The organism is Pseudomonas sp. NS1(2017) (genome assembly GCF_002269425.1).
Lineage (GTDB): Bacteria > Pseudomonadota > Gammaproteobacteria > Pseudomonadales > Pseudomonadaceae > Aquipseudomonas > Aquipseudomonas reactans.
The window spans coordinates 3,945,685-3,970,931 of record NZ_CP022960.1; the positions used below are offsets into that span (position 1 = coordinate 3,945,685).

Annotated in this window: 25 protein-coding genes; 14 read left to right on the forward strand and 11 right to left on the reverse strand. The window is 61.8% G+C overall.

The features are described from left to right. Positions 1-56 precede the first annotated feature (56 nt). Complete coding sequence (locus CI807_RS18820) at positions 57-1,052, reverse strand: GlxA family transcriptional regulator (RefSeq protein WP_095015696.1); 996 nt, start codon at positions 1,050-1,052, stop codon at positions 57-59. Positions 1,053-1,124: 72 nt separating this feature from the next. Then, positions 1,125-2,069, reverse strand: a complete 945-nt coding sequence (locus CI807_RS18825; RefSeq protein ID WP_095015697.1) for an aliphatic sulfonate ABC transporter substrate-binding protein — start codon at positions 2,067-2,069, stop codon at positions 1,125-1,127. 245 nt (positions 2,070-2,314) lie between these two features. Between CI807_RS18825 and CI807_RS18830 the strand changes: the two genes are divergently transcribed. From CI807_RS18830 to CI807_RS18850, 5 genes are read left to right on the forward strand one after another with little or no spacing between them, the layout of a single operon-like run. Further along, positions 2,315-3,253, forward strand: coding sequence for an aliphatic sulfonate ABC transporter substrate-binding protein (locus tag CI807_RS18830; protein ID WP_095015698.1), 939 nt, complete (start codon positions 2,315-2,317; stop codon positions 3,251-3,253). Further along, on the forward strand, positions 3,250-4,575 hold the full coding sequence (locus CI807_RS18835) for an LLM class flavin-dependent oxidoreductase (RefSeq protein ID WP_095015699.1): 1,326 nt from the start codon (positions 3,250-3,252) through the stop codon (positions 4,573-4,575). The genes CI807_RS18830 and CI807_RS18835 overlap by 4 nt, the downstream gene beginning before the upstream one ends. A 22-nt stretch (positions 4,576-4,597) precedes the next feature. Next, complete coding sequence (locus tag CI807_RS18840; protein ID WP_095015700.1) at positions 4,598-5,656, forward strand: ABC transporter substrate-binding protein; 1,059 nt, start codon at positions 4,598-4,600, stop codon at positions 5,654-5,656. Continuing rightward, positions 5,643-6,632, forward strand: coding sequence for an ABC transporter permease (locus CI807_RS18845; RefSeq protein WP_095015701.1), 990 nt, complete (start codon positions 5,643-5,645; stop codon positions 6,630-6,632). The genes CI807_RS18840 and CI807_RS18845 overlap by 14 nt, the downstream gene beginning before the upstream one ends. Further along, positions 6,626-7,414, forward strand: coding sequence for an ABC transporter ATP-binding protein (locus CI807_RS18850; RefSeq protein ID WP_095015702.1), 789 nt, complete (start codon positions 6,626-6,628; stop codon positions 7,412-7,414). Before CI807_RS18845 ends, CI807_RS18850 begins: the two co-directional genes overlap by 7 nt. Before the next feature lie 28 nt (positions 7,415-7,442). On the opposite strand, the gene CI807_RS18855 is transcribed toward CI807_RS18850, so the two are convergent. Beyond that, entirely contained in the window at positions 7,443-8,306 is an 864-nt protein-coding gene (locus CI807_RS18855; RefSeq protein ID WP_095015703.1) for a LysR family transcriptional regulator, read from the reverse strand. A 101-nt stretch (positions 8,307-8,407) separates the two neighbouring features. Between CI807_RS18855 and CI807_RS18860 the strand changes: the two genes are divergently transcribed. Continuing rightward, entirely contained in the window at positions 8,408-9,412 is a 1,005-nt protein-coding gene (locus CI807_RS18860; RefSeq protein ID WP_095015704.1) for a quinone oxidoreductase, read from the forward strand. Between the two features lie 61 nt (positions 9,413-9,473). Here the strand turns inward: CI807_RS18860 and CI807_RS18865 are convergent, their stop codons facing one another. Next, positions 9,474-9,821 (reverse strand): hypothetical protein, encoded by a 348-nt coding sequence (locus CI807_RS18865; protein ID WP_095015705.1) that lies wholly within the window; start codon positions 9,819-9,821, stop codon positions 9,474-9,476. Positions 9,822-9,966: 145 nt separating this feature from the next. Further along, the gene (locus tag CI807_RS18870) at positions 9,967-10,689 is read right to left on the reverse strand and encodes a pirin family protein (protein WP_095015706.1); all 723 of its coding nucleotides are present in this window, start codon (positions 10,687-10,689) and stop codon (positions 9,967-9,969) included. 180 nt (positions 10,690-10,869) lie between these two features. On the opposite strand from CI807_RS18870, the gene CI807_RS18875 reads away from it, so the two are divergent. Together CI807_RS18875 and CI807_RS18880 are read left to right on the forward strand one after the other, a co-directional pair. After that, positions 10,870-11,820 (forward strand): GlxA family transcriptional regulator, encoded by a 951-nt coding sequence (locus CI807_RS18875; RefSeq protein WP_095015707.1) that lies wholly within the window; start codon positions 10,870-10,872, stop codon positions 11,818-11,820. Between the two features lie 95 nt (positions 11,821-11,915). Continuing rightward, positions 11,916-13,439, forward strand: a complete 1,524-nt coding sequence (locus tag CI807_RS18880) for a winged helix-turn-helix domain-containing protein (protein ID WP_095015708.1) — start codon at positions 11,916-11,918, stop codon at positions 13,437-13,439. Here CI807_RS18880 and CI807_RS18885 read toward each other — a convergent pair. Both CI807_RS18885 and CI807_RS18890 read right to left on the reverse strand, forming a co-directional pair. Beyond that, complete coding sequence (locus CI807_RS18885; RefSeq protein ID WP_095015709.1) at positions 13,386-16,148, reverse strand: winged helix-turn-helix domain-containing protein; 2,763 nt, start codon at positions 16,146-16,148, stop codon at positions 13,386-13,388. The genes CI807_RS18880 and CI807_RS18885 overlap by 54 nt on opposite strands. A gap of 58 nt (positions 16,149-16,206) precedes the next feature. Then, on the reverse strand, positions 16,207-16,605 hold the full coding sequence (locus CI807_RS18890) for a helix-turn-helix domain-containing protein (RefSeq protein ID WP_095015710.1): 399 nt from the start codon (positions 16,603-16,605) through the stop codon (positions 16,207-16,209). Between the two features lie 205 nt (positions 16,606-16,810). On the opposite strand from CI807_RS18890, the gene CI807_RS18895 reads away from it, so the two are divergent. The 4 genes from CI807_RS18895 (at position 16,811) to CI807_RS18910 (ending at position 19,939) form a co-directional block, all read left to right on the forward strand. Further along, on the forward strand, positions 16,811-17,719 hold the full coding sequence (locus CI807_RS18895) for a LysR family transcriptional regulator (RefSeq protein WP_095015711.1): 909 nt from the start codon (positions 16,811-16,813) through the stop codon (positions 17,717-17,719). 133 nt (positions 17,720-17,852) lie between these two features. Further along, on the forward strand, positions 17,853-18,407 hold the full coding sequence (locus CI807_RS18900; protein ID WP_095015712.1) for a histidine phosphatase family protein: 555 nt from the start codon (positions 17,853-17,855) through the stop codon (positions 18,405-18,407). Positions 18,408-18,452: 45 nt separating this feature from the next. Beyond that, entirely contained in the window at positions 18,453-19,208 is a 756-nt protein-coding gene (cobF, locus tag CI807_RS18905) for a precorrin-6A synthase (deacetylating) (RefSeq protein ID WP_095015713.1), read from the forward strand. 11 nt (positions 19,209-19,219) lie between these two features. Beyond that, entirely contained in the window at positions 19,220-19,939 is a 720-nt protein-coding gene (locus tag CI807_RS18910; protein WP_095015714.1) for an alpha/beta hydrolase, read from the forward strand. 24 nt (positions 19,940-19,963) lie between these two features. Here the strand turns inward: CI807_RS18910 and CI807_RS18915 are convergent, their stop codons facing one another. Together CI807_RS18915 and CI807_RS18920 are read right to left on the reverse strand one after the other, a co-directional pair. Continuing rightward, a complete protein-coding gene (locus CI807_RS18915) occupies positions 19,964-20,518 on the reverse strand; it encodes a hypothetical protein (protein WP_095015715.1) in 555 nt (184 codons plus the stop codon). 72 nt (positions 20,519-20,590) lie between these two features. Then, a complete protein-coding gene (locus tag CI807_RS18920; RefSeq protein WP_095015716.1) occupies positions 20,591-22,399 on the reverse strand; it encodes a monovalent cation:proton antiporter-2 (CPA2) family protein in 1,809 nt (602 codons plus the stop codon). Positions 22,400-22,584: 185 nt separating this feature from the next. Between CI807_RS18920 and CI807_RS18925 the strand changes: the two genes are divergently transcribed. Next, complete coding sequence (locus CI807_RS18925) at positions 22,585-22,899, forward strand: XRE family transcriptional regulator (protein WP_095015717.1); 315 nt, start codon at positions 22,585-22,587, stop codon at positions 22,897-22,899. 32 nt (positions 22,900-22,931) lie between these two features. Further along, the gene (locus CI807_RS18930; protein ID WP_256578534.1) at positions 22,932-23,828 is read left to right on the forward strand and encodes a LysR family transcriptional regulator; all 897 of its coding nucleotides are present in this window, start codon (positions 22,932-22,934) and stop codon (positions 23,826-23,828) included. On the opposite strand, the gene CI807_RS18935 is transcribed toward CI807_RS18930, so the two are convergent. Both CI807_RS18935 and CI807_RS18940 read right to left on the reverse strand, forming a co-directional pair. Beyond that, positions 23,818-24,219, reverse strand: coding sequence for a RidA family protein (locus tag CI807_RS18935; protein WP_095015718.1), 402 nt, complete (start codon positions 24,217-24,219; stop codon positions 23,818-23,820). The two genes, CI807_RS18930 and CI807_RS18935, sit on opposite strands and share 11 nt — an antisense overlap. An 82-nt stretch (positions 24,220-24,301) precedes the next feature. Then, on the reverse strand, positions 24,302-25,204 hold the full coding sequence (locus CI807_RS18940; RefSeq protein ID WP_016977259.1) for an amino acid metabolite efflux pump: 903 nt from the start codon (positions 25,202-25,204) through the stop codon (positions 24,302-24,304). Between the last annotated feature and the right edge of the window lie 43 nt (positions 25,205-25,247).

The window sequence follows — 25,247 nt, forward strand, 5'->3', positions numbered from 1 at the left end:
CAAGCCCTCTCTGTTGCAAGCTCGCTCACCACAGCAAGCCAGATCACCTCAATAACCTAGCGGGAGAAACGCTCCCGATACTCCCGCGGCGAAATGGTCAGGTGGCGGTGGAAGGTATACCGCATGCGCTCTTCATCGCCGAACCCACATAGTCGGGCGATCTGGTCGATATTGCGGTCGGAATCCTCCAGCAGGCGCCGCGCCGCTTCCATGCGAAACAACTCAATGGCCTTGGCCGGTGTGCGCCCGGTGCGTTGCTTGTAGACCCGCGCAAAGTTACGCGGGCTCATCTGCGCCTGTTGCGCCAGACGCTCCACTGACAGCTCCGAGTCCTGCAAGTTGTCGGCGATCCACAGGTGCAGCTCATCGAAACCCGCACTCTCATCGGTCTGCGCCTGCAACAGTTGGCTGAATTGCGCCTGCCCACCGGGGCGCTTGAGGAATACCACCAGCTCCCGTGCCACTTGCAACGCCACATCGCGGCCGCAGTCGATCTCGACCAGGGCCAATGCCAGGTCGATCCCAGCCGTCACACCGGCCGAGGTCCATACATTGCCCTGTTGGATGAAGATTGCGTCCATGTCCACCACGATGGCCGGGAAGCCATGTTTGAGCATGTCGCACATGGCCCAGTGGGTGGCGGCGCGGCGGCCGTCGAGCAAGCCCGCCATGGCCAGTAGGAAGGTGCCGCTGCACACCGAGGCGGTGCGGCCGGCAGTGGCGGAGGCTATGCGCAGCCATTCCACCAGATCGGTATTGGCCGCCATCGCCTGTTGAATGGCCGGCGCGCCAGGCACGATCAGGGTGTCGATAGCCGTGTCGGCCAATTGCCCGAGTGCCACCGTGTCCACGCTCAAACCCTCGGCGGTCTGCATCAAGCCCCCTGCCAGGCTTGCGGTGTGCATCACGTAGCCCGGCAAGCCGCGTTCGGCCATGGCCTTGGTGGCGGCCCAGAACACGGTCTGGGCACCGGTCAGGTCGAGCAGGCCCATTTGCGGGTAGGCCAGGAATACCAGGGTGCGCGGTTGAACGAGTGGAGCGATGGCGGTCATGAAAGACGGTTTCCTGGGGCGAGGACAGGGTCGCCCTTTGTACCACTTAACCGAGTTCGCCCGTTCAGTCCGTCAAGGCTTCCAGGTCTGCACATCCTTGGCATCCACCGCCTTGGGTAGTAGTCCTGCCTTGAAGAACGCATCGGCGATTTTCTGCTGCTCGCCCAGTTGGTCGAGCGTCACCGGCTGCACCTGGTAACTACGGTGCGCATTGGCGGCTTCAACCGTGGCCGCATCCAGGTTGCCCCACAGCGGGCCGAGAATCTTGGCCGCGCCCTGTGGGTTGGCCTTCACCCACGTGCCGGCCTGTTCCAGCTGCTCATACACCACCTTCAACACCTCAGGATGCGCCTTGGCGTAAGGCGTGCCCGTCAGGTAATAGCGCTTGTAACTGGCCAACCCCGCGCCGTCGGCCAGGGTGCGCGTCGGCAGTTGGCGCTGCACGCTGGTGAGGAAGGGTTCCCAGGTGACCCAGGCATCGACCTTGTTGTTCTCGAACGCCGCGCGACCATCGGCGGGTGTCAGGTAAGCCGGTGTGATATCCGAAAATTCCAGGCCTGCCTTGGCCAGCGCGGCAATCAACAAGTAGTGGGTGCCCGCCGCCTTGGTCACGGCGATTTTCTTGCCTTTGAGGTCGGCCAACTGCTGGATCGGCGAGTCTTTGCGCACCACGATGGCCTGGGCTGACGGCGAGGGTGCTTCCTGGGCGAAGTAGGTGAGTTTGGCCTGGGCGGCCTGGGCGAAGATCGGCACTGTGTCGGCCACGTCGGCACTGATGTCGACGTTGCCCACGTTGAGCGCTTCGAGCAGTGGCAGGCCGCTGGGGAACTCATGCCAGCTCACGTCGATGTTGTCGGCCTTGAGGGCTTTTTCCAGGGTGCCCTGGGTTTTCAGCAGGGTGATCAGGGTCGAGGACTTCTGGTAACCGATGCGCACGGTTTCCTGGGCCTCGGCGCTCGCGGCGACGGAAAAGGCCAGCAACCCGAGTACTGCGGCGAGGGGGCGACGTATGGACATGGCGAGCTCGATCTTCAACAAAATAACGTCGAGCTTAAAGTTCTAAAAACCATTCGTTAAATACTCTTTCGATCTTAGCTTAGGGCGCTTTTCCCTGGATCCGACAAATTGGGCATAACCATAGAATTATAAGATTCTTTCATCATTTCTCGTCGTTAATATAATCGAATGAGTTTTTCTGCCAGGCCTTACGCGGTTTTTTGGCATATGCAGCTCCTTCTATTTCTCTCACGCCAAGGCCTTCCATGACGTTCAAGAAACTTATCGTTGCCGCCAGTCTGCTATTCGCCGCGGCGGCGGCTCATGCCGAGCAAACCCTGGACATCAGCTACCAGCGTTCGTCCACCTTGTGGATCCTGCTCAAGCAAAATGGCCAGTTGGAACAGCGCCTCAAACCGCTGGGCTTTACCGTGAACTGGCATGAATTCAGCACCGGTTTGCTCAGTTCCTTGAACGCCGGCAGCGTCGACCTCCATGCCGATGTGGCCGATGCCTTTGCCCTGTTCACCCAGGCCGCCGACGCGCCGTTGACCTACTACGCCCAGGAAAACTCGTCGCCCGGTGCCCAGGCGATCATCGTGCAGGACACATCGCCGATCCACAGCATCGCCGACCTCAAGGGCAAGACCGTCGCCGTGTCCAAGGGCTCGGGCAGCAACTATCTGCTGATCTCGGCCCTGAAAAAAGCCGGCCTGACCCTGGCCGATATCACCCCCCGTTACCTGGAAGCACCAGACGGCGGTGCCGCCTTCGCCAATGGCAGCGTGGACGCGTGGGTAATCTGGGACCCGTTCCTCGCCACCCAGCAACTGGATCATCACGTGCGAGTGATTGCCGACGGCAAGGACGGCCTGGCCGACTACAACCGTTTCTACCTGGCGACCACGAAATTCGCCAACGCTCACCCGGACGTGTTGCAGGTGACTTTCGACACCCTGCGCGAGACCGGCCAATGGGTGAAGGCGCACCCCAAGGAAGCTGCCGAAATCCTCGGCCCGCTGTGGGGCAACATCGCTCCGGCCACGGTGGAACGCGCCAATAGCCGTCGCAGCTACGACATCATCCCGGTCAAGCTGGAAAACCTCGCCGAGCAACAACGCATCGCCGACACCTACTACGCCGCCAAGCTGATCCCCAAGCCGTTGAAGGTCAGCGCAATCACTGTGTGGACGCCAAAACCATGAGCCGCCAAATCCATTTATCCGCGTTCCTGTTGAGTGGGCCGGTGGTGCACAGCCACGCGGTGTGGCGCCATCCGGAAACCGTCGGCAATTACCTCGACCCCGAGTACTACGCACGGGTGGCCAAGGTGGTGGAGGAGGGGCTGTTCGACTTCCTGTTCTTCGCTGATCGCCTGGCCGTGGGTGACCAGATGGGTGGCTCCCGCGAGTTCGCCTTGCGCTACGGCGCCCAGGACGCCACGCGATTGGACCCGCTGCCGATCCTCTCTTACCTGGTCGGCAAGACCTCCAAGCTGGGGCTCGGTGCGACACGCTCCACCACCTATTACGAACCGGCGCACATCGCCCGTGAATTCGCCACCCTCGACCACCTGTCCAAGGGCCGTGCGGCGTGGAACATCGTCACCTCGATGAACGACAGCGAAGGGCGCCTGTTCGGCAAGGACAAGCACCTGGAACACGATCTGCGCTATGACCGCGCCGATGAGTTTGTCGAAGTCGCGCTCAAACTCTGGAACAGCTGGGGCAAGGACGCGCTGAAGCTGGACCGCCAAAGCGGCGTGCTGGCGGACCCCGAGTTGATCCGTTCGGTGCAGCATCAGGGCGAGTGGTTCCGGGTTGAAGGCCCGTTGAATATTCCGCGCACGCCTCAGGGCCGACCGGTGCTGATCCAGGCCGGTTCTTCCGGGCGGGGCCGGCGCTTTGGCGCGCGGTGGGCCGAGGCGATTTTCACCATTCACCCGCATTTGGCGGCGATGCGTGCGTTTCGCGATGACGTGCGTGCGCAGGTGGTGCAGCAAGGTCGTGAGGCTGACAGTTGCAAGGTGCTGACGGCGGTGATGCCGTTCATTGGTGGCAGCGAGGCCGAAGCTCGCGCCAAGCGCGATAAACACAACGCTTTGGCGCGGCCTGAGTTGGGGCTGGTGACATTGGCTTCACAGTTGAATGTCGACCTGTCGCCATTCCCGCTGTCCGCGACCCTGGCCGAGATCGCCCAGTCACCGCTGATCCACCCGGCCGCTGCCGAAAAGCTGTTGATGCAAGGCCCGGACACCACCCTGGAACAACTCGGGCGCATCTTCGCCAGCAGCGTGCGCGTGCCGCAGTTGGTGGGTACGGGGGCGCAGGTGGCCGATCAATTGGCCGAGCTGTTTGAGCAGGGCGGTTGCGATGGGTTCGTGATTTCACCGGGGTATCTGCCTGGCTCGTTCACCGAGTTTGTCGAGAGTGTGATTCCGCATTTGCAGCGCAAGGGGTTGTTCCGCACAGCGTACGAAGGGGCGACGTTGCGTGAGCATTTGGGATTGGCTGATCTCAACAACTGAATTGATAAAAGGGATATTTCGCATGGCTGATTTCGATCGTTTAACCCGCCGTCGCCTGCTCGGCCTGGCCGGTATCACCCTGGCCAGCCTGTCGCTGCCACGCCTGGGCTTCGCCGCCGATGAACACGCGGGCCATAACACTTCACAGGAACCTGCCGGCACCGGTGAATTCATCCGCCTCGACGCTCCGCGCAAGCTGAAGCTGGCAGTCAACCTCAACGCCGTATGCCTGGCACCAGTGGTGATCGCCCACGGCCAGGGTTTTTTCACCAAGCACAACCTGGACGTGGAACTGGTCAACTTCGGCAACTCAACCGAAGTACTGCTGGAGGCTATCGCCACCGGTAAAGCCGACGCGGGCGTGGGCATGGCGCTGCGTTGGCTCAAGGCGCTGGAGCAGGGGTTCGACGTGAAACTCACGGCGGGCACCCACGGCGGTTGCCTGCGTCTGCTCAGTGCGGTGAATGGCGGCGTGACCAAACTCGAAGACCTCAAGGGCAAGGCTATCGGCGTGACCGACATGGCCAGTCCGGATCGCAATTTCTTCTCGATCCTGCTGAAAAAACACGGCGTGGACCCGGTGCGCGACGTCGAGTGGCGCCTGTACCCGGCCGACCTGCTCGGCACGGCCCTGGAGCGCGGCGAAGTGCAGGCGGTGAGTGGCAGTGACCCGTTCATGTACCGCCTGATCAAATCCGGCGTGGCGCGTGAACTGTCCACCAACCTGGTGGAGGAGTACGCCAACCTCAGTTGCTGCGTGGTCGGCGTCACCGGCAAACTGGTGCGCGAAGACAAACGCGTGGTCGCGGCCTTGACCCAGGCGATTCTGGAGGCCCACGACTATTCCGTGCAGCACCCCGAAGAAGTTGCCAAAGGCTTCCAGGCCCATGCGTTGAATACGTCGGTAGAGGAAGTGCAGGCGATCCTCCACGACCACACCCACGGGCACCATGCGGTAGGCGCGGCGCTGACCCAGGAAATCCTCACCTACGTGACCGACCTGAAAACCGTCGAAGTGATCAGCAAGAGCACCGACCCGGTGGAGTTTGCCAAGGAGATCACCGCCGATGTCTTCAGTTGATGCGGCAACCCTCAACCCGTCCCTGGCGTTTAAGGTCTGGTGGCAGGGCGTGGCGGTGGTGGGGGCCTGGTTGGCCGTCGCGCTGCTGATCTGCTACTGGCCCAACGCGACGCGCAACTGGCCGATGACCCAAGGCCTGGCCAATCTGTGCGTGGGCATCGCGGCGCTGTTCACCGTATTGAGCCTGCTGGGGCGCAAGGTAGCGAAGCTGGGCCAGCGCCTGCGCAACGCAGGTCCCTGGCTGATCGCCTTGCCAGTGCTGCTGGGTATCTGGGAACTACTCACCGCCAAGCTGGCGCTGTTGCCAGTGCCGTTTTTTGCACCGCCACAGGCGTTGTTGGCCGTGTATATCGAAGACTACCCACGGCTGGCCGACAGCCTGTTGCACTCGGCGTTGCTACTGGGCTCGGGCGTGGCGCTGGGCGCGATCACCGGGTTTATCGCGGGGGTGGCGATCGGATGGTCCACGCGCATCGGCTACTGGTTGCACCCGGTGTTGCGCATTCTCGGTCCGGTGCCGTCGACGGCGTTGTTGCCGTTGTGCTTTTTCCTGTTTCCCAGCAGTTGGAGCGCCAGTGTATTTCTGATCGCCCTGGCTACCTGGTTCCCGGTGACGGTGCTCACGTGGTCCGGCGTGGCGAGTGTGGACAAAGCCTATTACGACGTAGCCCGCACCCTTGGCGCCAAGCAAGCTTTTCTGATTTTCAAGGTGGCGATTCCCGCCGCGTTGCCTCATGTATTCGTCGGCCTGTTCATGGGCCTGGGCGCCTCGTTTTCGACCTTGGTGGTGGCGGAGATGATGGGCGTCAAATCCGGTATCGGGTGGTACCTGCAATGGGCCCAGGGCTGGGCCGCCTACGCGAATATGTACGCTGCCTTGCTGATCATGGCGCTCGCGTGTTCGGGGTTGATCACTGGGTTGTTCCTGGTGCGCGACCGGTTGTTGGCCTGGCAGAAAGGATCGATGAAATGGTAGCCCTGGCACACGCAGTATCGGCGTCGGAAGGTTTGGCGCTGCGCATAGAAAACCTCAGCCATGGCTTTGCCCTGGACGGCCAGCACCTGCCGGTGTTGGAGCGTGTGTCGTTGGACGTGGCGCCCGGCGAGTTCGTGGCCTTGCTCGGGCCTTCAGGATGCGGCAAGTCGACCTTGCTGCGCTTGGTGGCCGGCCTGGAACCGGCGGACGCTGGCCGCTTGCTGGCGGACGGTGACGCCATCATCGGCCCGGACCCTAGCCGCGTGGTGGTGTTCCAGGACCCGACGCTCTACCCGTGGCGCCGCGTGTGGGACAACGTCGCCGTTGGCCTGGAAGCGCAGGGGTTGCTCAAGACGCATTCGGCCAAGGTCAACGAAGCCCTGGGAAAAGTCGGTCTCAGCCAGTTCGCTCGCGCTTTTCCACGGCAGTTGTCCGGTGGCATGGCGCAACGAGTGGCGCTGGCCCGCGCACTGGTTAATCAACCCCGCCTGCTGATCCTCGACGAGCCATTGGGCAAGCTCGACTCCCTGACCCGTATCACTATGCAAAAGGAACTGATCGACTTGTGGCAACGCCAGGGCTATACGGCCTTGCTGGTGACCCACGATGTGGAAGAAGCCTTGTTGCTGGCCAATCGGGTGGTGGTGTTCAGCGACCGCCCGGCGAACATCCTCGCGCAGTTGACGATTGACCGGCCGTACCCCCGACACCGGGATGATCCTTATCTGGTGGACTTGCGACGGCAGATTCTGGGCCTGCTGGGGCTGGGGGAAAGCTGGTAGCCAGATAGGCTCATCTACCCGGCTTGATTCAGCGGCGTAACCGCATTTCGCCCTCGATGCAGGCCACCAGAAACTCCATCACCACTTTTACCAAGGGCGACCGGCGCATATCCGGGTATACCGTGAGCCAGATGTCCCGTAACGGGCCGTCGGTTGCGGTGGGTAGACGGGCCAGCAGCGGGTCGTGATCGCCCACCAGGGTCGGCAATACCACGGCGCCTACCTGGGCGCGTGCCGCCATCTGTTGGGTGATCAGGTCGCTGGCGGCAAAGGCGATTTCGCGGTGGCCGCGCAACTGATGCATCCAGACCTGCTGAGGCAGGTGGTCGCGGCTGCTGTCGTAGGCGATAAATGTCCATCGTTCGGCGGGCTTTTGCAGGAAATCTGGCGGCCCATACAGCCCGAATCGCACCACACCGACCTTCCTGCGCACCAATGCCTCTTCATCGGGACGCACGGTACGCAGGGCAATATCCGCCTCGCCTTTGTCCAGTGCGGCCAATTGCGTGGAGGGCATCAACACCAGATTCAATTGTGGGTAGTCGGCGCGCAAGCGTGCCACATGGGGCGCGATGCAGTGGTTGGCAATGGACGGTGGGCAACTGACCCGCACGGTGCCGGCCATTTCGATGGACGCCACCCGCGACAAACGCATGACCCGTGTGGCCAGGTCACCCATGCCCGCCGCCAGTTCAGCCAGGGCGATGCCCTGTGCGGTGAGAGGGCGGCTGCGCGGCAGACGGTCCACCAGTTTTACGCCCAGGGATTTTTCCAGGGCATCTACGCGGCGGCCGACCGTGGCGTGCTCCACCTGCAATTCACGGGCGGCGGCCGACAGCGACTGAGCGCGTGCCAGTACGGTGAAGTAGTACAGATCCTGCCAGTCGAACATCGGGTTATTTCCGCACAGAGGCTGGGACGGTTTGGGGAATTTTCACGCTGATGGCGTCCTTTTACCATGGCCGCCTTCCAGTGCAAACGGAGTTGTTCCCAATGAAAGCCATCACCTTGCAAACCTACGGCGGCCCGCAAGTCGCGCAATTACAGCTTGATGTGCCCAAACCGCAGTTGTTGGCGGGCCACGTGCTGATCAAAGTGGCGTGCGCCGGGATCAATTTCATGGACATTCATACGCGCCAGGGCAAATACGCTCAGTCGACGACCTACCCGGTGCGCTTGCCTTGCACCTTGGGCATGGAGGGCGCGGGCGTGGTGGTGGAAGTGGGCGAAGGTGTCGATCATCTGGCTATGGGGGACCGGGTCGCGTGGTGCATCGCCTGGGGTGCCTACGCCGAATATGCGCTGGTTCCCGCCGCCAAGGTCGCGCAGATTCCTAATGCCATCGCCTTCGATCAGGCGGCTGCGGCGATGTTCCAGGGCTGCACCGCGCATTATCTGATAGATGATGTGGCCCGCCTTGGCGCTGGCAGCACCTGCCTGGTGCACGCCGCGTCCGGCAGCATCGGCCAACTGTTGGTGCAGATGGCTCGGCACTTGGGCGCTACGGTGTTCGCCACCGCAAGCACCGCCGAAAAGTGTGCGATTGCCCGTGAACGTGGCGCCCATCAAGCCTGGCTGTACGACGACGGTCGCTTCGCCGACCGGGCATTGCAGGTCACGAATGGGCGGGGCGTGGATGTGGTCTTTGATTCCCTGGGCAAAAGTACGTTACGCGACAGTTTTCGCGCTTGCCGCACACGTGGTTTGATCGTCAATTATGGCAATGTATCGGGTTCACTGACGGATCTGGACCCGATTGAACTGGGCGAAGCCGGTTCATTGTTTCTGACGCGCCCCCGGTTGGCGGACCACATGGCCGATGGCGCTACGGTGCAGCGACGGGCCAATGCCGTGTTTGCGGCGATGCTCGAAGGCGCGTTGACGGTGGAGATCGAGGGGCACTACACGTTGGAAACCGTTCAGCAGGTGCACGCACGCATCGAAGCGCGGCAACAGATTGGCAAGGCGGTGCTGTGGGTCGACCGCGACCTGCATTAATCGAGGGCGAAAAAAAACCGGCTGATCAGGCCGGTTTGGGGTTCCCGCCAGCAGCGCGGGGTTAAACGTTGTTGCCTTGCAGGCGATCAGCGCCACCTTCGGCCAGACCACGTTCTTGCAGGCGATCAGCACCACCTTCGGCCAGACCACGTTCTTGCAGACGATCAGCACCGCCTTCAGCCAATCCGCGTTCTTGCAGGCGATCAGCACCACCTTCGGCGACACGACGTTCCAGCAGGCGGTCCGAACCGTTTTCGGCAACGCGGTTACCTTGCAGGCGGTCTGAGCCACCTTCTGCAACACGGCTTTCGATCAGGCGATCCGAGCCGCCTTCAGCGACAACTGGGTGAGCAAATGCGTTTGCAGCAAGTACCGAGAAAGCGAGGCTAAGCAAAATTTGGCGTTTCATGTTGGTGTGCTCCAAGTGTTTTAGTTGGGGTGTTGCCGGTATGGGGTTGATGTTACGCGTTGCATTTTTTAAGAGAACTTCATTGGGCTGATGGTGACTATCGACGCCAGCGATGGCTCGTTGCGACGAGCCATCGCACGCCTGGTCATGGCATCTGCGGCAGTTCTTGCGGGCGCAGATCGAACACCAGCACTTCGGCGTCCTCGCCTTGGCCCAGGCGGATCTGCCGTTCATCCCGCACGCGGGCGCCGTCGCCTTCCTGCAAGCGCTGGCCGTTGACTTCAACGCTGCCTCGGGCCACATGGATGTACACATGACGATCCGGCGCCAGGTCCAGGGTGGCGGCTTCGTCGCCGTTGAACAGCCCGGCATACACCCGTGCGTCCTGGCGCACGCTGAGGGAACCGTCGTTGCCGTCCGGCGAGATGATCAACTGCAAGCGCCCACGTTTCTGCGCCTCGCTGAAGTGCTCCTGCTGATAACGCGGTTCGGCGCCGGCTTCATTGGGCACGATCCAGATCTGCAGGAAGTGCACGCCACGGGTCTGGCTGTGGTTGAACTCGCTGTGGGCCACGCCGCTGCCGGCGCTCATCAGTTGCACATCGCCGGGGCGGATCACCGAACCGGTGCCCAAGGTATCTTTGTGTTCCAGCGCGCCTTCCAGCACATAGGAGAAAATCTCCATGTCGCGGTGCGGGTGTTGGCCAAAGCCTTTACCGGCTGCAACACGGTCATCGTTGATCACCAGCAGGTCGGAAAAGCCTTGTTCTTTCGGGTTCCAGTAGTTGGCGAACGAGAAGGTGTGAAACGACTTCAACCAACCGTGATTGGCGGCGCCGCGTTCGGAAGCTTTGCGAAGGGTCAGCATGGTCTTGTCCTCAAGTGGGAGCGGGCTGCGGCATGCAGTGCTCCGGCGTTGAGAAGAAGGTTAATGGTTAATGAATGATTCATTAAGAAGCTGAAATCTGAATAACTGTCTCCTTTAGGTTGACAGTTGTGAACGTGTAATAATGGCGGCCGCATTCCTTCTCGATGGACTTTTCTCGCTATGAAAACCGTGGCCATGGCGCTGTTTCCGGACTTCCTCCTGCTCGACATGGCCGGGCCGCTCGAAGTGTTTTCCATTGCCAACCGCTACCTGCCAGCGGCGGATCACTATCAGATCCTTACCCTTGGCACCGAGCCTGGCGCGTTGCGCGCCTCCAATGGTGTCGCGGTACACACCGACTTGCTGCTGGACCAGGCCCAGGATGCCTACGACCTGCTGCTGGTGCCCGGCGGCCCTGGTGCCTACAACGAATGCCACCCCGCGCTGTTACCCTGGCTCAGGGCCGCAGCGCCACGGGCACGGCGCGTTGGTTCCATCTGCACCGGCGCCTTTGTACTCGGGTATGCAGGGCTTTTGGATGGTCACCGCGTGACCACCCACTGGCACTACACCGAGCGGCTGATCAAGGCGTTCCCCAAGGCTGTTGTGGAAACCGACCGTATCTATTTGCAGGACGGGCGGCTGATCACTTCGGGTGGCGTCACCGCCGGTATCGACCTGGCGCTGTCGGTGGTGGCCCAGGACCACGGCAAGCAGGTCGCCGTGGAAGTGGCCAAGGTGTTGCTGGTGGTGATGAAACGCCAGGGCGGCCAGGCCCAATTCAGTCCGATGACGGCGGCGGTGGCGCCTCAGGAAACGGCGATCACCCGCGTGCAGAAGCATGTGCTGGAGCATCTCGATCAACCGTTCACCATCGAGTCCATGGCCGAACTGGCCGGCATGAGCGCGCGCCACTTTGCACGGTTGTTTGCCAAGGATGTGCAGATGACCCCCATGGCATTCCTGCAGGGCGCGCGCATCGACCGCGCCCGGCAATTGCTGGAAACCACCGACTTGCCGCTCAAGACCGTGGCTTTCCACGCGGGCTTTGGCAGTGTGCGGCACATGCGCTTTCTGTTCAGCGAAAAACTGGGCCTCAACCCGACCCAATACCGACAGCAGTTCAGTTAACGACAAAATGTCCGTCTCGCGCACCCGAATGTCCGTATCGCTCCCCGTGCCAGCATTGTCCTGTCATCGCCAGCTGGCAAGATAGCGGCAAGCCCATGGAAAAGGATGCGCGAACGCCCAAGGCCGGGTGTTTCAGCGCTTTTACACAGATGAACAACCTTCAGGCGATTGAGGCTGAAGGCACGGTGCGTTTCGGCGCCTATGTCTTTCACCGACAACAGCGTCTGGTCAGCAAGGCAGGCTGGCCGGTGCCTCTGGGCGGGCGGGCGCTGGATATCCTCACGGTGCTGCTTGAAGCGCCTGGGCAGTACATCAGCAAGGCCACCTTGATCGAGCGCGTCTGGCCGAACAGCGTGGTGGAAGAAAACAACCTGCGGGTGCACATCGCTGCACTGCGTCGCGCCCTTGACGGGCAGCGTTTCATTCTCAACGACCCGCAGCGCGGCTACTGCTTCGCCGCCCCCGTGCACGGCGTTGTGCCGGCCACGTTACCCCTGCATAACCTCGCGGCACGCCTGAGTCCGGTGATGGGCTGCGATGAGCTGTTGGGTGTGCTGGTGCGACGCCTGTCCGGCCAACGCCTGATGACGCTCACCGGGTGTGCCGGCGTGGGCAAGAGCAGCCTGGCCCTGGCGTTGGCCGAGCGAGTGTTGCCGCGTTACCGGGATGGCGTGTGGTGGGTCGACCTGGCCACGGTGGAAGCGCCGATGAGCATGCTGCGCCACCTGGCTTCGGTGCTGCACCTTGAACCCTGCGCCAGTGCCGCTGAACTGGGGCGGCAATTGGCGGCCCGCCAGTTGTTGCTGGTGCTTGACGGTGCCGACCTGCTGCTCGGTGCCTGCCGTCACTTGGTGCGCGTGCTACGCGAAGCGGCGCCCCAAGTGAGTGTGCTGATCAGCAGCCGTGAAGCTCTGCAAGTCCCCGGCGAATGGGTGCAACGCGTGCCTCGGCTGGCGGTGCCTGCGCCATCGTCGTTGAGCCGTGTCGAAGAAGCGATGGCTTACCCGGCGGTGCAAGTGTTCGTCGCCCGAGTACGTGCTGCTCAGCAAGGCTTTGTGCTGCGACCCCAAGACTTGGCCCCGCTGCGTGACATCTGTCGACGCCTGGATGGCATTCCCCTGGCCCTGGAGCTGGCGGCCGCTCAAGTGGATGCCCTTGGCGTGCGTGGATTGCAGCAGCAACTGTGCAAAGGCGTGCAAGTGCTGAGCCGGGGCCGGCGCACGGCGGTGGAACGTCATCAATCCCTGAACGCGGCCCTGGACTGGAGCTACCAGCGCCTGAGCCTGCCGGAGCGCTGGCTGTTCCTGCAATTGGGGTTGTTCAAGATGGCGGTCACCTTGCCCACCTTGAGTGAACTGGTCGCTGGTACCGAGCTGGAACATGCCGATTTGGCCTACCTGCTGGGGCGTCTGGTGAGTACTTCGTTGCTGACCCTCGAACCCGGCCCCGGTAATGGCCGTTACCGCCTGCTCAACTGCGTGCGCAGCTATGCGCTCGCGCAGTTACGCGACCCGATGCAGGTCGCGCGCTTGCAGCAGGGCTATGGGCATTACCTCGGGCCGTTTTCAGGCCGGCCGTTTGTCCTGCAACTCGTCGAGCAGGCCGCGTACGCGGACTAGGTCCTGGGTGGCAAAGCCCTCCGTGAACCGCGTGTAGACCGAACTCAGCAGATCGCGGGCCGGCCGCACACGGCCTTGCGCCTGCCACAGCCGTGCCAACGACGCCGCACAGCGCAGCTCCCAGGCCAGCGCGCCTTGCTGGTGAGCCAGGCCCAGGGCCTCCAGCAACAGTGCTTCGGCCGCACGGGCATCGGTCATGCTTTCGGCGCGTATCCGCAGGATCTCCGGGGTGCACCAACCCGCGTCGCCCGCGCGGGCGCGTTCGAACCCAGGCTCGTCCAGTGCATGGGAACCCAGCGTGACCAGGATATCCTCAATCAACCCCAGGCCTTGCAGGTCCTTGCGCCCAAGGATTCCTGCGTAGTGACCGGCCCACGTCTTGAACAACTGCACCGAATGCTTGTGGGCATGTTCCAACAGCAGTGCCTGCAGGGTCTGGGCGGTGTCTTCATCACCGTTGTAATGGGCGATGACCACGCCTGCCAACGCCAGGGTGTAGCAGATGGAGGTGCCATGATTGATCTGCTGCGCCAGTTCCAACGCCTGGTTGGCGGTGCGCCAGGCTTGCTCGGGAAAGCCTTGCAACCACAGGATTCGCGCCAGCACCGTGAGTGAGGCAACGCTCTGGTCGTATTGCACACCGATGCCGTGGGCAAATCGGTTGAGGTGGCCGCTGTGCGCCATGCGTTGGATCACTTGCTCGGCATTGTGCCGGGCGAGTGCCTGGTTGCCGTTGTAATGCTGGGCCAGCACCCGCAGACGCTGGGCGCTGATATCCAGTTGCGGGTCGGTGCGTGGGTCGAGGCGATCAAACTGCACGCTTTGCACCAGCGCCTGACGATACTGGCCTGCACACAGGTTTACCGCCATATGCCCGGAGACCGCGCGCAGTTGCCCTGCGACATCCTCGCGTGCTTCGGCCAGGTGCCGCGCACGGACGAACGCGGCAATGGTCTGCGGGGCCCCGCCCATGGCGTGATAGGACAGGCTGCCCAGCGCCAATTGCAGTTGCATCGACAAACGGGGGCAGGGCGATGCGGCCTGGTCCATCAATGCCAGCGCCTTGTTCACGTACAAGCGGTGTTCCCTGAGCAACGACAACTCTTGCCACAGCGGCATTGCGCTGACGGTCAAGCGGATCGCCAGCAGGTGTTCGCCCCCCTGCGCGAGCCCCCAGTCGAGGGCTGCGCGAATATCTTCACGCAGCGGCGCGTAACGGTCGATCCAGGGTTGGGTGGCGACCGAATCCCAATCGTCGCGCGCCTGTTCCATCAGCGCCAGGCAACGCTCTGCATGGCGTTCGCGAGTGGCGTCAAGCTCTTGGGCGACGCTGAGCTTTTCCAGGGCGTAGGTACGGGTGATGTCCAGCAGGCGATACACCATCTCGTCATCACCGGCCTCGACATTGAGCAAGGATTTGGCGACCAGTTGAGTGATTGAGCCCAGCACTTCGGCGGGTGCTACCTGTTCCCCGGCAATCACCGCCGCCGCACTGGCCAGGCTGAAACCGCCGCGAAACACCGCCAGGCGACGCAGGCAGATCTGTTCGCAGGCGGTCAGCAGCTCGAAGCTCCAGTCCAGCGTGGCGCGCAGGGTTTGATGGCGGGGCAGGGCGTTGCGCCGACCACGGGTCAGCAGGCGGAAATTATCCTCCATCTGCACCAATAGCCCTGGCAAGCCAAAGCGCTCGATCTGCGCCGCCACCAACTCGATCGCCAACGGAATGCCGTCCAGGCGCTGGCAGATATCAATCGCCAGCGGCAGCTCGGCTTCGCTCAGCTCGAAGTTGTCCTGATGGGACATGGCCCGCTCGATCAACAATTGCAGGGCCGGGTAGCCCAACGCCTGGGCGCGATTGCCGGTGACGGGCGGGCAGGCCAGGGGCTCCAGGCGCTGCACGGATTCGCCTTCGGCGCGCAATGCCTCGCGACTGGTGGCCAGGATGTGCAGTCTGGGCGCATGGCGCAGCAGGGTTTCGCTGATCAGGGCGATGTCGTCGAGCAGGTGCTCACAGTTGTCGATCACCAGCAGCAACTGGCGTTCCTGCAGGCTGCGCGCAAAGGTCACCAAGGGTTCGTGCTCGGCATGCGTGACGTCGAGCAGGCCAGCCAGGTTGGGCAGGATCATCGATGGCGCGCTCAACGGCGCCAGGTCGAACAGCCGGATGCCGTCGCGGTAATGCCCGATCAACAATTCCGCCACCCGCAGCGCGACGGTGGTCTTGCCGATGCCGCCGGCGCCGGTCAGGGTGATAAAGCGTTGTTCCGGCAGTTGCTGCACCAGGCTGTCGATCAAGGCCTGACGGCCGATCATCCGGGTACGCCGCAACGGCAGGTTGTGGCAGGGGCGTTGTGGGGCACCTTCGGAAGGCGGTGTCATCGGTTCGATGCTCAGTGGCGCAACAAAACTGTAGCCGCGCTGGGCCACGGTCACGATATAGCGCTGCCCGGCCTGGCCATCGCCCAGAGCCTTGCGCAACGCGGCCATATGCACGCGCAGGTTGCCGTCTTCCACCACGCTTTTGGGCCAGACGCGGGCAATCAACTCCTGTTTGCTCACCACATTGCCGGCCTGCTCCAGCAGGATCAGCAGGATCTCCACCGCGCGCCGCCCCAGGCGCAAAGGGCGACCCGCCTCCAGCACCAGGCGTTGGCGCGGGTGGATGCGATAGGGGCCGAAATGCACGGCCTGGTCGCCGGGTTCGCTCATGGGTGGCCGTGCTCGGAAAGGGGGGAGCGGCCAGCATATTCCAGGTACGCACCAACCACTAGGCTGCGATCACTTGAAGCTTGTGACGTAAGTGGTGATTTCGCCAGGTCATCGGGTTGACGCCTTCGCTGCGGGTGAACATATGGCAGAAGTGCGCCTGGTCGCAAAAACCGCATTCCAGGCTGATTTGCGTCAGGCTCAGGGACGAGCCGGTGATCAGTTCCTTGGCGCGCTGGATACGTTGTTGACGGATCCACTCCTGTGGCGACAACCCGGTGGTGCACTTGAACGCCCGGGAAAAATGGCTGCGTGACAACGCGCAGGCCTGCGCCAGGTCGGCAATGGCCAGGCTTTCGCCGAGATTGGCCAGGATCAGTTGCTTGGCGATACGCTCGCGCCGAGGGCACAGGCCTCCGGTGGCGGACAAACGAGGGGCGTATTGCTCGAGTCGGGCCATGACAAATATCCGCAGTCGATGGGAGCGTTCCCGGTGGATGGATGCAGTGTAGACGGGGCCAATCTTGTTGCCGGACCGTCCGGCTGACGAGTTAATCGTTGTTAATTTCGCCAGGTGCCGAGGTGGAAAAGACAGCACAGGCATGCAATGCCGGTCGGGTTTTGCATGCTTATCTGTGCGCTTGCCAACCGTTTGGATGTTTCCCATGAACCGCAACGACCTGCGCCGCGTCGACATGAACCTGCTGGTGATTTTCGAAGCACTGATGTTCGAGAAGAACCTGACCCGGGTCGCCGAAAAACTCTTCATGGGCCAACCGGCGGTGAGCGCGGCGTTGGGGCGTCTGCGCGACCTGTTCGACGACCCGTTGCTGTTGCGCAATGGGCGGGGCATGGAGCCCACGCCACGCGCCGTGGCGATACTCAAGGAGTTGCAACCGGCCATGGACATCATTTCCGGTGCGGTCAGCCGTGCCAAGGATTTCGACCCTTCCAGCAGTTGTGCGGTGTTTCGCATTGGCCTCTCGGACGATGCAGAGTTTGGTCTGTTTCCGCCGTTGCTCAGTCAATTGCGTGAGGAGGCGCCGGGGATCGTCGTGGTCGTACGCCGAGCCAATTACCTGTTGATGTCGTCGTTGCTGGCCAGTGGCGAGATTTCGGTGGGGGTGAGCTACACCACTGAGTTGCCGGCGAATGCCAAGCGCAAGAAGCTGCGGGACATTCCGTGCAAGGTCTTGCGTGGGGATGAGGGGACTGAGCCGCTGACGCTGGATGACTACTGTGAACGGCCCCATGCGATGGTGTCGTTTTCCGGGGATTTGAGCGGCAATATCGATCTGGATTTGGCGCGGATCGGCCGGGCGCGGCGGGTGGTGTTGGCGGTACCGCAGTTCAGTGGGTTGCGGGCGTTGCTCGCCGGCACACAGATTATCGCGACGGTGCCGGATTATGCGGCGTGTGCGTTGACCGAAGGCACCTCTTTGCGGGCAGAGGATCCGCCGTTTGCGATCGAGGAGGCGCAGTTGTCGATGGTGTGGAGCGGTGTGCACGACAATGATCCCGCGGAGCGGTGGTTACGGGCACGGATTGGGGAGCATATGGCGCGGGTGGTTTGACTCGGTACATAGCGTTGGATGCGGCGCATCCAGGCTTGGGTTACCCGGTGCTCTATCTGGCACAAGGCGTTGCACCTCAGCGATAACTGCGCCAGTCTTGGGGGCCTTATCTTTTGGTCTCAAGCACGCTGCAATGCACACCACTCGTTTGACACTCATTTGCCACGCCGTCACGCCTCTGCAAAAACAGGGGCGTTTTCCCGATGACGAGGCGGTGGCAATGGATTGGCGAGGCTCGGCGTTGTCGCTGGCTGAGCGTTACAAGAAAACCTGGCGACTATTGTGTGGGCCCGAGGTCAGGACGCGGCAGACGGCAGGCTTGTTCGGCGATGATGCGGTGATCGACGCCGCGTTGCGCGATGCTGATTTCGGGCAGTGGAAGGGCCAGGACATCGGTCAGCTGGAGCGTGACGCGTTGAATACGTGGCTCACCGACGCCACGTGCGCGCCCCACGGTGGCGAGTCGGTGGAGCAGATCTGCCTGCGGGTAGGTGAGTGGATGAAAACCCTTGAAACCCAGCCCGGTCATGTCGTGGCCATCACCCATCCCTTTGTGATCCGTGCCGCGATGTGGCACGTCATGCAGTTTCCGCTGTCGATGTTCTACCGGATCGATGTCGAACCGCTGTCCGCCACTGAGCTGCGTTTCAACAACGTCTGGCGCCTGCGCCTGGAAACTCACGCCTAGCCGCCTGAACATGGCAAAATCCACGCCCCGCAATGAGAGCAACCCATGAAACGCATCCTGATCATCGGCATTGGCGCCGGCAACCCTGACTACATCACGATGCAGGCCGTGAAGGCGCTCAACCGCACCGACGTGTTTTTCCTGATGGACAAGGGCCAGAGCAAAGACAAGTTGATCGACCTGCGTCGTGAGATCTGCGAGACCTACATCACCGAGCCTGGCTACCGCTTCGTCGAAGCCGCCTGCCCCGAGCGTGTGCGCGGCGAGGTTGACTACACCACCGCCGTGCAGGACCTCAACCGCGACAAGCAGCAGACCTTCGAGCGCATGATCAACGAAGAAATGGCTGACGGTGAAGTGGGCGCTTTCCTCGCCTGGGGTGATCCTGCGCTGTATGACAGCACCATTCGCATTCTGCAGGCGATCCTCGCCAGCGGCCGCAGTGAGTTCGAGTTCGAAGTGATCCCTGGCATCACCAGCGTGCAGGCCCTGGCGGCCCAACACAAAGTGCCGCTGAACCGTATTGGCAAGTCTGTTGAGATCACCACCGGGCGCCGTTTGGCGGCGGGGCAGGCGAGTGATGCCGACACGTTGGTCGTAATGCTCGACGCCGAAGACTCTTACCGCAGCGTGGCGGACCAAGACTTGGAGATCTACTGGGGCGCCTACCTGGGCACACCGGATGAGATCCTGATCAGCGGCAACGTCAGCGAAGTCGCGGACGAAATCGAACGGGTGCGCAAGGCGGCACGCCTGGAAAATGGCTGGATCATGGACACTTATCTGTTACGCAAACCCTGAGGTGATGCCCCATGCTCAAACTGTTTGCCCTGGCGCTGACGCTGGTCGTCGGCACTGCCCATGCCGACGATAGGTTGCACACTGACTTGCCGCTGTCGTACCTGGAACAGACCCAAGGTGATGCGCGTAACCAGCCGCTGGTGATTTTCCTGCACGGCTTTGGCAGCAACGAGGAAGACCTGTTCGGCATCAAGGACGCGCTGCCCTCCACGTGGACTTACGTGTCGGCCCGTGCACCGATGCCAGTGGACCCCCACGGCTATCGCTGGTTTACCAAGACACCCGGCAACGGCGATTACGACGGCGAAACCGCCGACCTGCAACGCAGTGCGAAGCTGATCGAAGATTTTGTCGGCAAAGCTACCGCCAAGTACCACACCCAACCGGATCGGGTGTTTCTGGTGGGCTTCAGCCAGGGGGCGATCATGTCCTACGAGGTGGGCCTGCGCCGACCGGAACTGCTGCGCGGCATTGCGGCGTTGAGCGGCAGCGTGCTGCCGGTGCTCAAGGCTGAACTGAAGCCGGATGCGTCATTGGGCAAATTGGCGATTTTTATCGGCCATGGCACCTTGGACCAGGCACTGCCCTATGTGTCGGCGACGCGGGCGAATGAGGTGTTGACGGGGCTGGGGTTGAAGCCGGAGTTTCATGGGTACCCCGGCATGCCCCATACCATCAGCGAGGCGGAAGTGCAGGACCTGAAAGCCTGGTTGGAAAAGAGCCTGAACTGACCGGCTCCTACAGGTGCGTGCGGGTTACTTGCCGCCGGTAATCTGCTTCACCAACGCCGCATGCCCCTTGGCATCATCCGCCCGCGAAATCGCCTGGATCACCAGCAGGTGATTACCCGAACCACCGAGGAACGTGGAGTTCAGCGTTTTGCCACCGCCTTGGGTGGCGGTGCTGTCCACCTGGCGCAGGCCGAGGCCTTTGAACGTCAGTTTCTTCTCGCTCTGTTTCTTGAAGTCAGGCAGGGCTGCGCTCTGGTCCTTGACGAACCCGGCCACGGCGCCGTCCAGGAATTGCGCGTCGTTGTCGCCGATGGTTACCCCGTCGTTACGCACGGTTTCGGCGACGATCACCACACTTTTTGTGGTCTGGTTGGCGTACATCGTGCCCTGGGTATCGGCGGTGCCATCTTCAGCCTTGCCAGCCGGCAGGGTGTCGGCGGCGTAGGCCTTGGGCAGGTTGAAGGTGAACTTGCCACCCAAGGTGGAGATGGTTTGCGTGGTCGGCTTGGACGCGGCAAATGCACTGCCAACGGTCAACGCGAGGGCCAGCAGGACGGCGGTCTTGGTGAAAGTGGCCATGAAGCGCTCCAGGGGTGAACGAAATTGCGCCGTATTCTGTCAGAATTTTCGCAAAATCGTTCATCCATAGCCTCACACCTTGTCGGACTCTTCCTCAAGTCGGTCCATCTCAAACAGCCGCGCCAGTTCTGCCCGGGCTTCCTGGGCGGTTTGCATCACTTTGGCGGCGTCGTCGTACACCGCGTGTTGGGCGGCCAGCACTTGCAGGTCGTGGTTCTTGAAGCGGGTGATGCGCGCATCGGCCTGTGCCTGGCTCAAACCCAGGCCTACCAAGGTGCGGCGGCTCATTTCCAGGCTGGAGTAGAAGGTCTCGCGAATCGGTGACGCGTCCAGGTCCACCAGGCGGTGCACGTGTTGGCGGTTACGGGCGCGGGCGATGATCTTCATGTGCGGGTAGAGGTTGCGCACCAGCTCGGCGGTCTTGATGTTGATTTCCGGGTCGTCCATGGCGATCACGAAGAACTCCGCCTGGTCGACTTTGGCTGCGTGCAGAATCTCGGGGCGTTGCGGGTCGCCGTAGAACACCGGCATGCCGCCGAAGCTGCGGGTCAGCTCGATGGTTTCCACCGAGGTGTCCAAGGCGATGAACGAGATGTTCTGCGCACGCAGGATCCGCGCGACAATCTGGCCCATACGGCCCATGCCGGCGATGACCACGCGGGGTGCGTCGCTTTCGATGGTGCGGTATTCCTCGGGGATTTCCACCGGCTTGGCCTTGGGCTTGAACAGCTTTGGGCACACCAGCAACAGCAGCGGCGTCACGGCCATGGAGAGGGTGATGGTCAGGACCAGGATGTCGTACAGGTGCGGTTCGAACAGACCTTGATCACGGCCGATCTTGAATACCACGAAGGCGAATTCACCACCCGCCGCCAGCACCACGCCCAGGCGCAGGGCGCTTTCGCGATTGAGGTCGCCCACCAGCCGGCCTACGGCGTAGAGCAAGGGCAGCTTCAAGCCGATCAGCAGCAGCGTCAGGCCGATCACCACCAGCGGCGAGCTGAGCAACAGGCTGAGGTTGGCGCCCATGCCCACGCTGATAAAGAATAGGCCCAGCAGCAGGCCCTTGAACGGTTCGATCTGGGATTCCAGTTCGTGGCGGTATTCCGAGTCCGCCAGCAGCAGGCCGGCGAGGAAGGCGCCGAGGGCCATGGACACACCCACCAGCTCCATCAACCAGGCCGTGCCAATCACCACCAGCAGTGCGGTGGCGGTGGACACTTCGCGCAGCCCGGTCTTGGCGACGATGCGGAACACCGGCCGCAACAGGTAGCGTCCGCCAATGATCACCACCGCAATGCTGCCGAGAATCTGCAACACATGCTGCAGGCCTTGGGCTTCGGTGGTCGGGTGATCGCTGCCGGCCAGCAGCGGCACCATGGCGATCAGCGGGATCGCGGCGATGTCCTGGAACAGCAGAATCGCAAAGGCCAGGCGGCCGTGGGGCTGGTTCAGTTCCTTGCGTTCGGCCAGGCTTTGCAGGCCAAACGCGGTGGACGACAGCGCCAGGCCCAGACCGAGCACGATCGCACTGTTCCACGACTGGCCAAACAGCCACAACGCCACCACGCCCATCACCAGGCCCGTCAGCAGCACCTGCGCCAGGCCGACGCCGAACACCGCCTTGCGCATCACCCACAACCGCTTGGGCGACAGTTCCAGGCCGATGATGAACAGCAGCAACACCACGCCCAGCTCGGAAAATTGCGCGACGCTTTGCGGATTGCCCACCAAACCCAGCACCGACGGGCCGATAATCACACCAGCGAACAGATAGCCCAGCACTGCGCCCAGTTGCAGGCGTTTGGCCAGGGGCACGGTCAGCACGGCGGCGAGCAGGAACACCACGGCTGCTTGTAACAGGTTGCCTTCATGGGGCATTGCGAACTCCAGGATCTCTAAAACCAATCAACAGGGTGTATTAGAGCGCTTTTTACATTTCGAAAATTGTGTTTTTGAGCGGGGTGGGTAGAGACTCAGGTAAAGCGCTTTTTGACAGGTTGAATTTCTTATTCCTTTGGTGGAATATTTTGTGAGGTAGAATTCTTGTTGGGAGGGCCGTCACCATGGCTAAGAAATTCGCTGAACTGCAAGCGCGCATGACGCCGCAATCCCACGCCGAAGCCAAGCTGTTGTTCCAGCAGCATCTGCAGCATCTGCAGGAAATGCCGCTGCATGAGTTGCGCAAAGCTCAGCAGCTAAGCCAGGCGAGCCTGGCCAAAGCACTGAACATCAACCAGGCGGCCGTCTCCAAGATGGAGCGGCGCACCGACATGTATATCAGCACGTTGCGCGACTATATCCGTGCGATGGGCGGCGAACTGGAAATTATTGCGACGTTCCCCGATGGCCAGGTCAAGATCGACAATTTTGCTTACTGAAAGCGGTTGTAGCTATCCAAAAGGTCATCCTTGTGAACCAACTTCTCGCCATGCGTGCCTTTGTTCGCGTTGTTGAAACCAGCTCATTCAGTCGTGCCTCCGACCAGTTGGCACTGCCGCGCTCCACCGTGAGCAAGCTGATCACTGACCTTGAGAAGCACCTGGGAATCAAGTTGATGCACCGCACCACCCGCGCCTTGGCGCCCACATCCGATGGGCTGGAGTATTACCAGCATGCCCGGCGCCTGGTGGCAGAGCTGGATGAAGTAGACAGTGCCATTCGCGGGCAAGTCCTCAAGCCCCGCGGGCATCTGCGGGTGGATGCACCGGCGTCGTTTGCCAATTGCCTGCTGATTCCGGCGCTGGTGGATTTTCATCGCGAGTATCCGGATATCACGGTCGCCTTGGGCATCAGTGATCGCGCGGTAAATATCGTGGGGGAGGGTGTGGATTGTGTGATCCGGGCCGGTCAGCTCGATGACATGGCGATGATCGGGCGCAAGGTGGCCGACCTGGAGTACCTGACCTGCGCCGCGCCCGACTACCTGGCGCGCCGAGGCATGCCGGTTTCCCCGGAGGACTTGGCACACAACCACCTCAAGGCAGGCTATTTTTTTGCCGGATCAGGTAAGGCGGAGCCACTGATTTTCGAGCAGGGCGACAGGCGCATTGAAGTGGGCGATTGCGCCTATTCCACCAATGAAGGCAACGGCCTCAAGGAAATGCTGCTCGCCGGCCTGGGCGTCGGGCAGCATTTCAAATCCATCGTTCAGTACTACGTGGACAACGGCCAATTGGTCAGTGTGCTGCCGCAGTGGTCGCGTCCGGCCACGCCGCTGCACATCCTCTATCCACCCAATCGTCACCAGAGCGCGCGACTCAAGGTGTTTGTCGAATGGGTGATTCGCAGGTTCGGGGTCAGGGAATAATCGCGGTCACGCGGATTTCCACGCGCATGGTCGGCAGGCCCAGGGCCTCGACGCCGACTTGCGTCCAGATCGGCGCATGGTGGGGCATGTACTGGCGGTAGTGTTTGACCATCGCTTCGTTGACTTCGGGCGGGAAACCACCGACGTGGTAGGAGTTGACGTGAATCACGTGCTCCCAACTGGCGCCGGCAGTAGCAAGGGTGCGTTCCAGGTTGTGGAACGCCTGGGCGATCTCGTCGGCCAGGTCGGCGGGGATCTGGAACTCATCGTCCCAGCCCCCTTGGCCTGAGGTTTCCACGCGATTACCGACTTTTACCGCTTGCGAGTAATGCAGGTGCTCGCGCATGTAATCGCCGTAGCCGGGAGTGACAAAAAATTCAGGCGTGCTCATGGTATTTCCTTCGATTCAGTACAGGACTGGACCCAAGCTAAAGCACTCAATGCACGAACAAAATACCGAATTTATGTCATGACTATCTATCCATGTGGACAATCGGCTGCGGTTCCACGGGCGCGAGGTTGGCTGGCCTGCGGTACAGGCCCACCGCCAGCCCGACGATGATGATCCCGATCGAGATCAGGTTCGGCGTGGAAATGCGCTCATCCAGAATCAGCATCGAACTGGTGATACCGAACACCGGAATCAGCAACGACAGCGGCGCCACGGTGGATACCGGGTACAGCTTGAGCAACGAGTTCCAGCCCCAGTAGGCAAAGTGCGTGGCCAGGTACACCTGGAACAGGATCGACAACACTGCGGTCAGGTCGAGGCTGGCCTGCAAACCTTCGAACGCGGCGCTGCCGTGCATCAACCAAGCCGTGAGGAACAGCGGGATCGGCGGGATCAGGCTGGCCCACACCATGAACGAGAAGATCTCCTTGACCCCGGATTTCTTGATGATCACGTTGCCCACGCTCCAGGCCACCGCGCTGAGCACGATTAGCATGACGCCCAGCACCGCATGGTTGCCTTCCTGGGTCGAGATGATTCCCGCCAGGCCGATCAAGGCCAGTGCGGCGCCGAGCATTTGCGCGCCACGGATCTTTTCCTTGAACAGCAAAAAGCCCCAGCCCATGGTGAAGAACACGCTGAGTTGAATGATCAATGAGGCAATACCGGGGCTTACGCCCACCTGGATGCCATAGTTGATCACGCCCCACATGCCCAGCCCGAAGATGAAGCCATAGGCGGCCACGTAGCTGAACTTGACGGCAGGGCGCTTGATAAAGAACACCAGCGGCAGCGCGGCGAGGGCAAAGCGGATACCCGTGAGTACAAACGGGTCGATGGCACGCAGGCCGAGCTTGGTGATGGGGAAATTGACCCCCCATACCAGGGTGACGAGCACGGCAAGAGACAGATGTTTTTTCAGCATGGACCCTCCTTGGGTCAGGCGGCACACCGCGATCGCGAGGTGC

What these genes read in the sequence shown, in the direction of transcription:
- CI807_RS18845 (WP_095015701.1), top strand. Translation starts at nt 5,643, where the DNA reads ATGTCTTCAGTTGATGCGGCAACCCTCAACCCGTCCCTGGCGTTTAAG.
- CI807_RS18940 (WP_016977259.1), bottom strand. Translation starts at nt 25,204, where the DNA reads ATGCTGAAAAAACATCTGTCTCTTGCCGTGCTCGTCACCCTGGTATGG.
- CI807_RS18920 (WP_095015716.1), bottom strand. Translation starts at nt 22,399, where the DNA reads ATGCCCCATGAAGGCAACCTGTTACAAGCAGCCGTGGTGTTCCTGCTC.
- CI807_RS18900 (WP_095015712.1), top strand. Translation starts at nt 17,853, where the DNA reads ATGCACACCACTCGTTTGACACTCATTTGCCACGCCGTCACGCCTCTG.
- CI807_RS18880 (WP_095015708.1), top strand. Translation starts at nt 11,916, where the DNA reads ATGGAAAAGGATGCGCGAACGCCCAAGGCCGGGTGTTTCAGCGCTTTT.
- cobF (WP_095015713.1), top strand. Translation starts at nt 18,453, where the DNA reads ATGAAACGCATCCTGATCATCGGCATTGGCGCCGGCAACCCTGACTAC.
- CI807_RS18820 (WP_095015696.1), bottom strand. Translation starts at nt 1,052, where the DNA reads ATGACCGCCATCGCTCCACTCGTTCAACCGCGCACCCTGGTATTCCTG.
- CI807_RS18895 (WP_095015711.1), top strand. Translation starts at nt 16,811, where the DNA reads ATGAACCGCAACGACCTGCGCCGCGTCGACATGAACCTGCTGGTGATT.
- CI807_RS18870 (WP_095015706.1), bottom strand. Translation starts at nt 10,689, where the DNA reads ATGCTGACCCTTCGCAAAGCTTCCGAACGCGGCGCCGCCAATCACGGT.
- CI807_RS18910 (WP_095015714.1), top strand. Translation starts at nt 19,220, where the DNA reads ATGCTCAAACTGTTTGCCCTGGCGCTGACGCTGGTCGTCGGCACTGCC.
- CI807_RS18830 (WP_095015698.1), top strand. Translation starts at nt 2,315, where the DNA reads ATGACGTTCAAGAAACTTATCGTTGCCGCCAGTCTGCTATTCGCCGCG.
- CI807_RS18915 (WP_095015715.1), bottom strand. Translation starts at nt 20,518, where the DNA reads ATGGCCACTTTCACCAAGACCGCCGTCCTGCTGGCCCTCGCGTTGACC.
- CI807_RS18860 (WP_095015704.1), top strand. Translation starts at nt 8,408, where the DNA reads ATGAAAGCCATCACCTTGCAAACCTACGGCGGCCCGCAAGTCGCGCAA.
- CI807_RS18840 (WP_095015700.1), top strand. Translation starts at nt 4,598, where the DNA reads ATGGCTGATTTCGATCGTTTAACCCGCCGTCGCCTGCTCGGCCTGGCC.
- CI807_RS18935 (WP_095015718.1), bottom strand. Translation starts at nt 24,219, where the DNA reads ATGAGCACGCCTGAATTTTTTGTCACTCCCGGCTACGGCGATTACATG.
- CI807_RS18850 (WP_095015702.1), top strand. Translation starts at nt 6,626, where the DNA reads ATGGTAGCCCTGGCACACGCAGTATCGGCGTCGGAAGGTTTGGCGCTG.
- CI807_RS18925 (WP_095015717.1), top strand. Translation starts at nt 22,585, where the DNA reads ATGGCTAAGAAATTCGCTGAACTGCAAGCGCGCATGACGCCGCAATCC.
- CI807_RS18890 (WP_095015710.1), bottom strand. Translation starts at nt 16,605, where the DNA reads ATGGCCCGACTCGAGCAATACGCCCCTCGTTTGTCCGCCACCGGAGGC.
- CI807_RS18825 (WP_095015697.1), bottom strand. Translation starts at nt 2,069, where the DNA reads ATGTCCATACGTCGCCCCCTCGCCGCAGTACTCGGGTTGCTGGCCTTT.
- CI807_RS18865 (WP_095015705.1), bottom strand. Translation starts at nt 9,821, where the DNA reads ATGAAACGCCAAATTTTGCTTAGCCTCGCTTTCTCGGTACTTGCTGCA.
- CI807_RS18835 (WP_095015699.1), top strand. Translation starts at nt 3,250, where the DNA reads ATGAGCCGCCAAATCCATTTATCCGCGTTCCTGTTGAGTGGGCCGGTG.
- CI807_RS18885 (WP_095015709.1), bottom strand. Translation starts at nt 16,148, where the DNA reads ATGAGCGAACCCGGCGACCAGGCCGTGCATTTCGGCCCCTATCGCATC.
- CI807_RS18855 (WP_095015703.1), bottom strand. Translation starts at nt 8,306, where the DNA reads ATGTTCGACTGGCAGGATCTGTACTACTTCACCGTACTGGCACGCGCT.
- CI807_RS18875 (WP_095015707.1), top strand. Translation starts at nt 10,870, where the DNA reads ATGAAAACCGTGGCCATGGCGCTGTTTCCGGACTTCCTCCTGCTCGAC.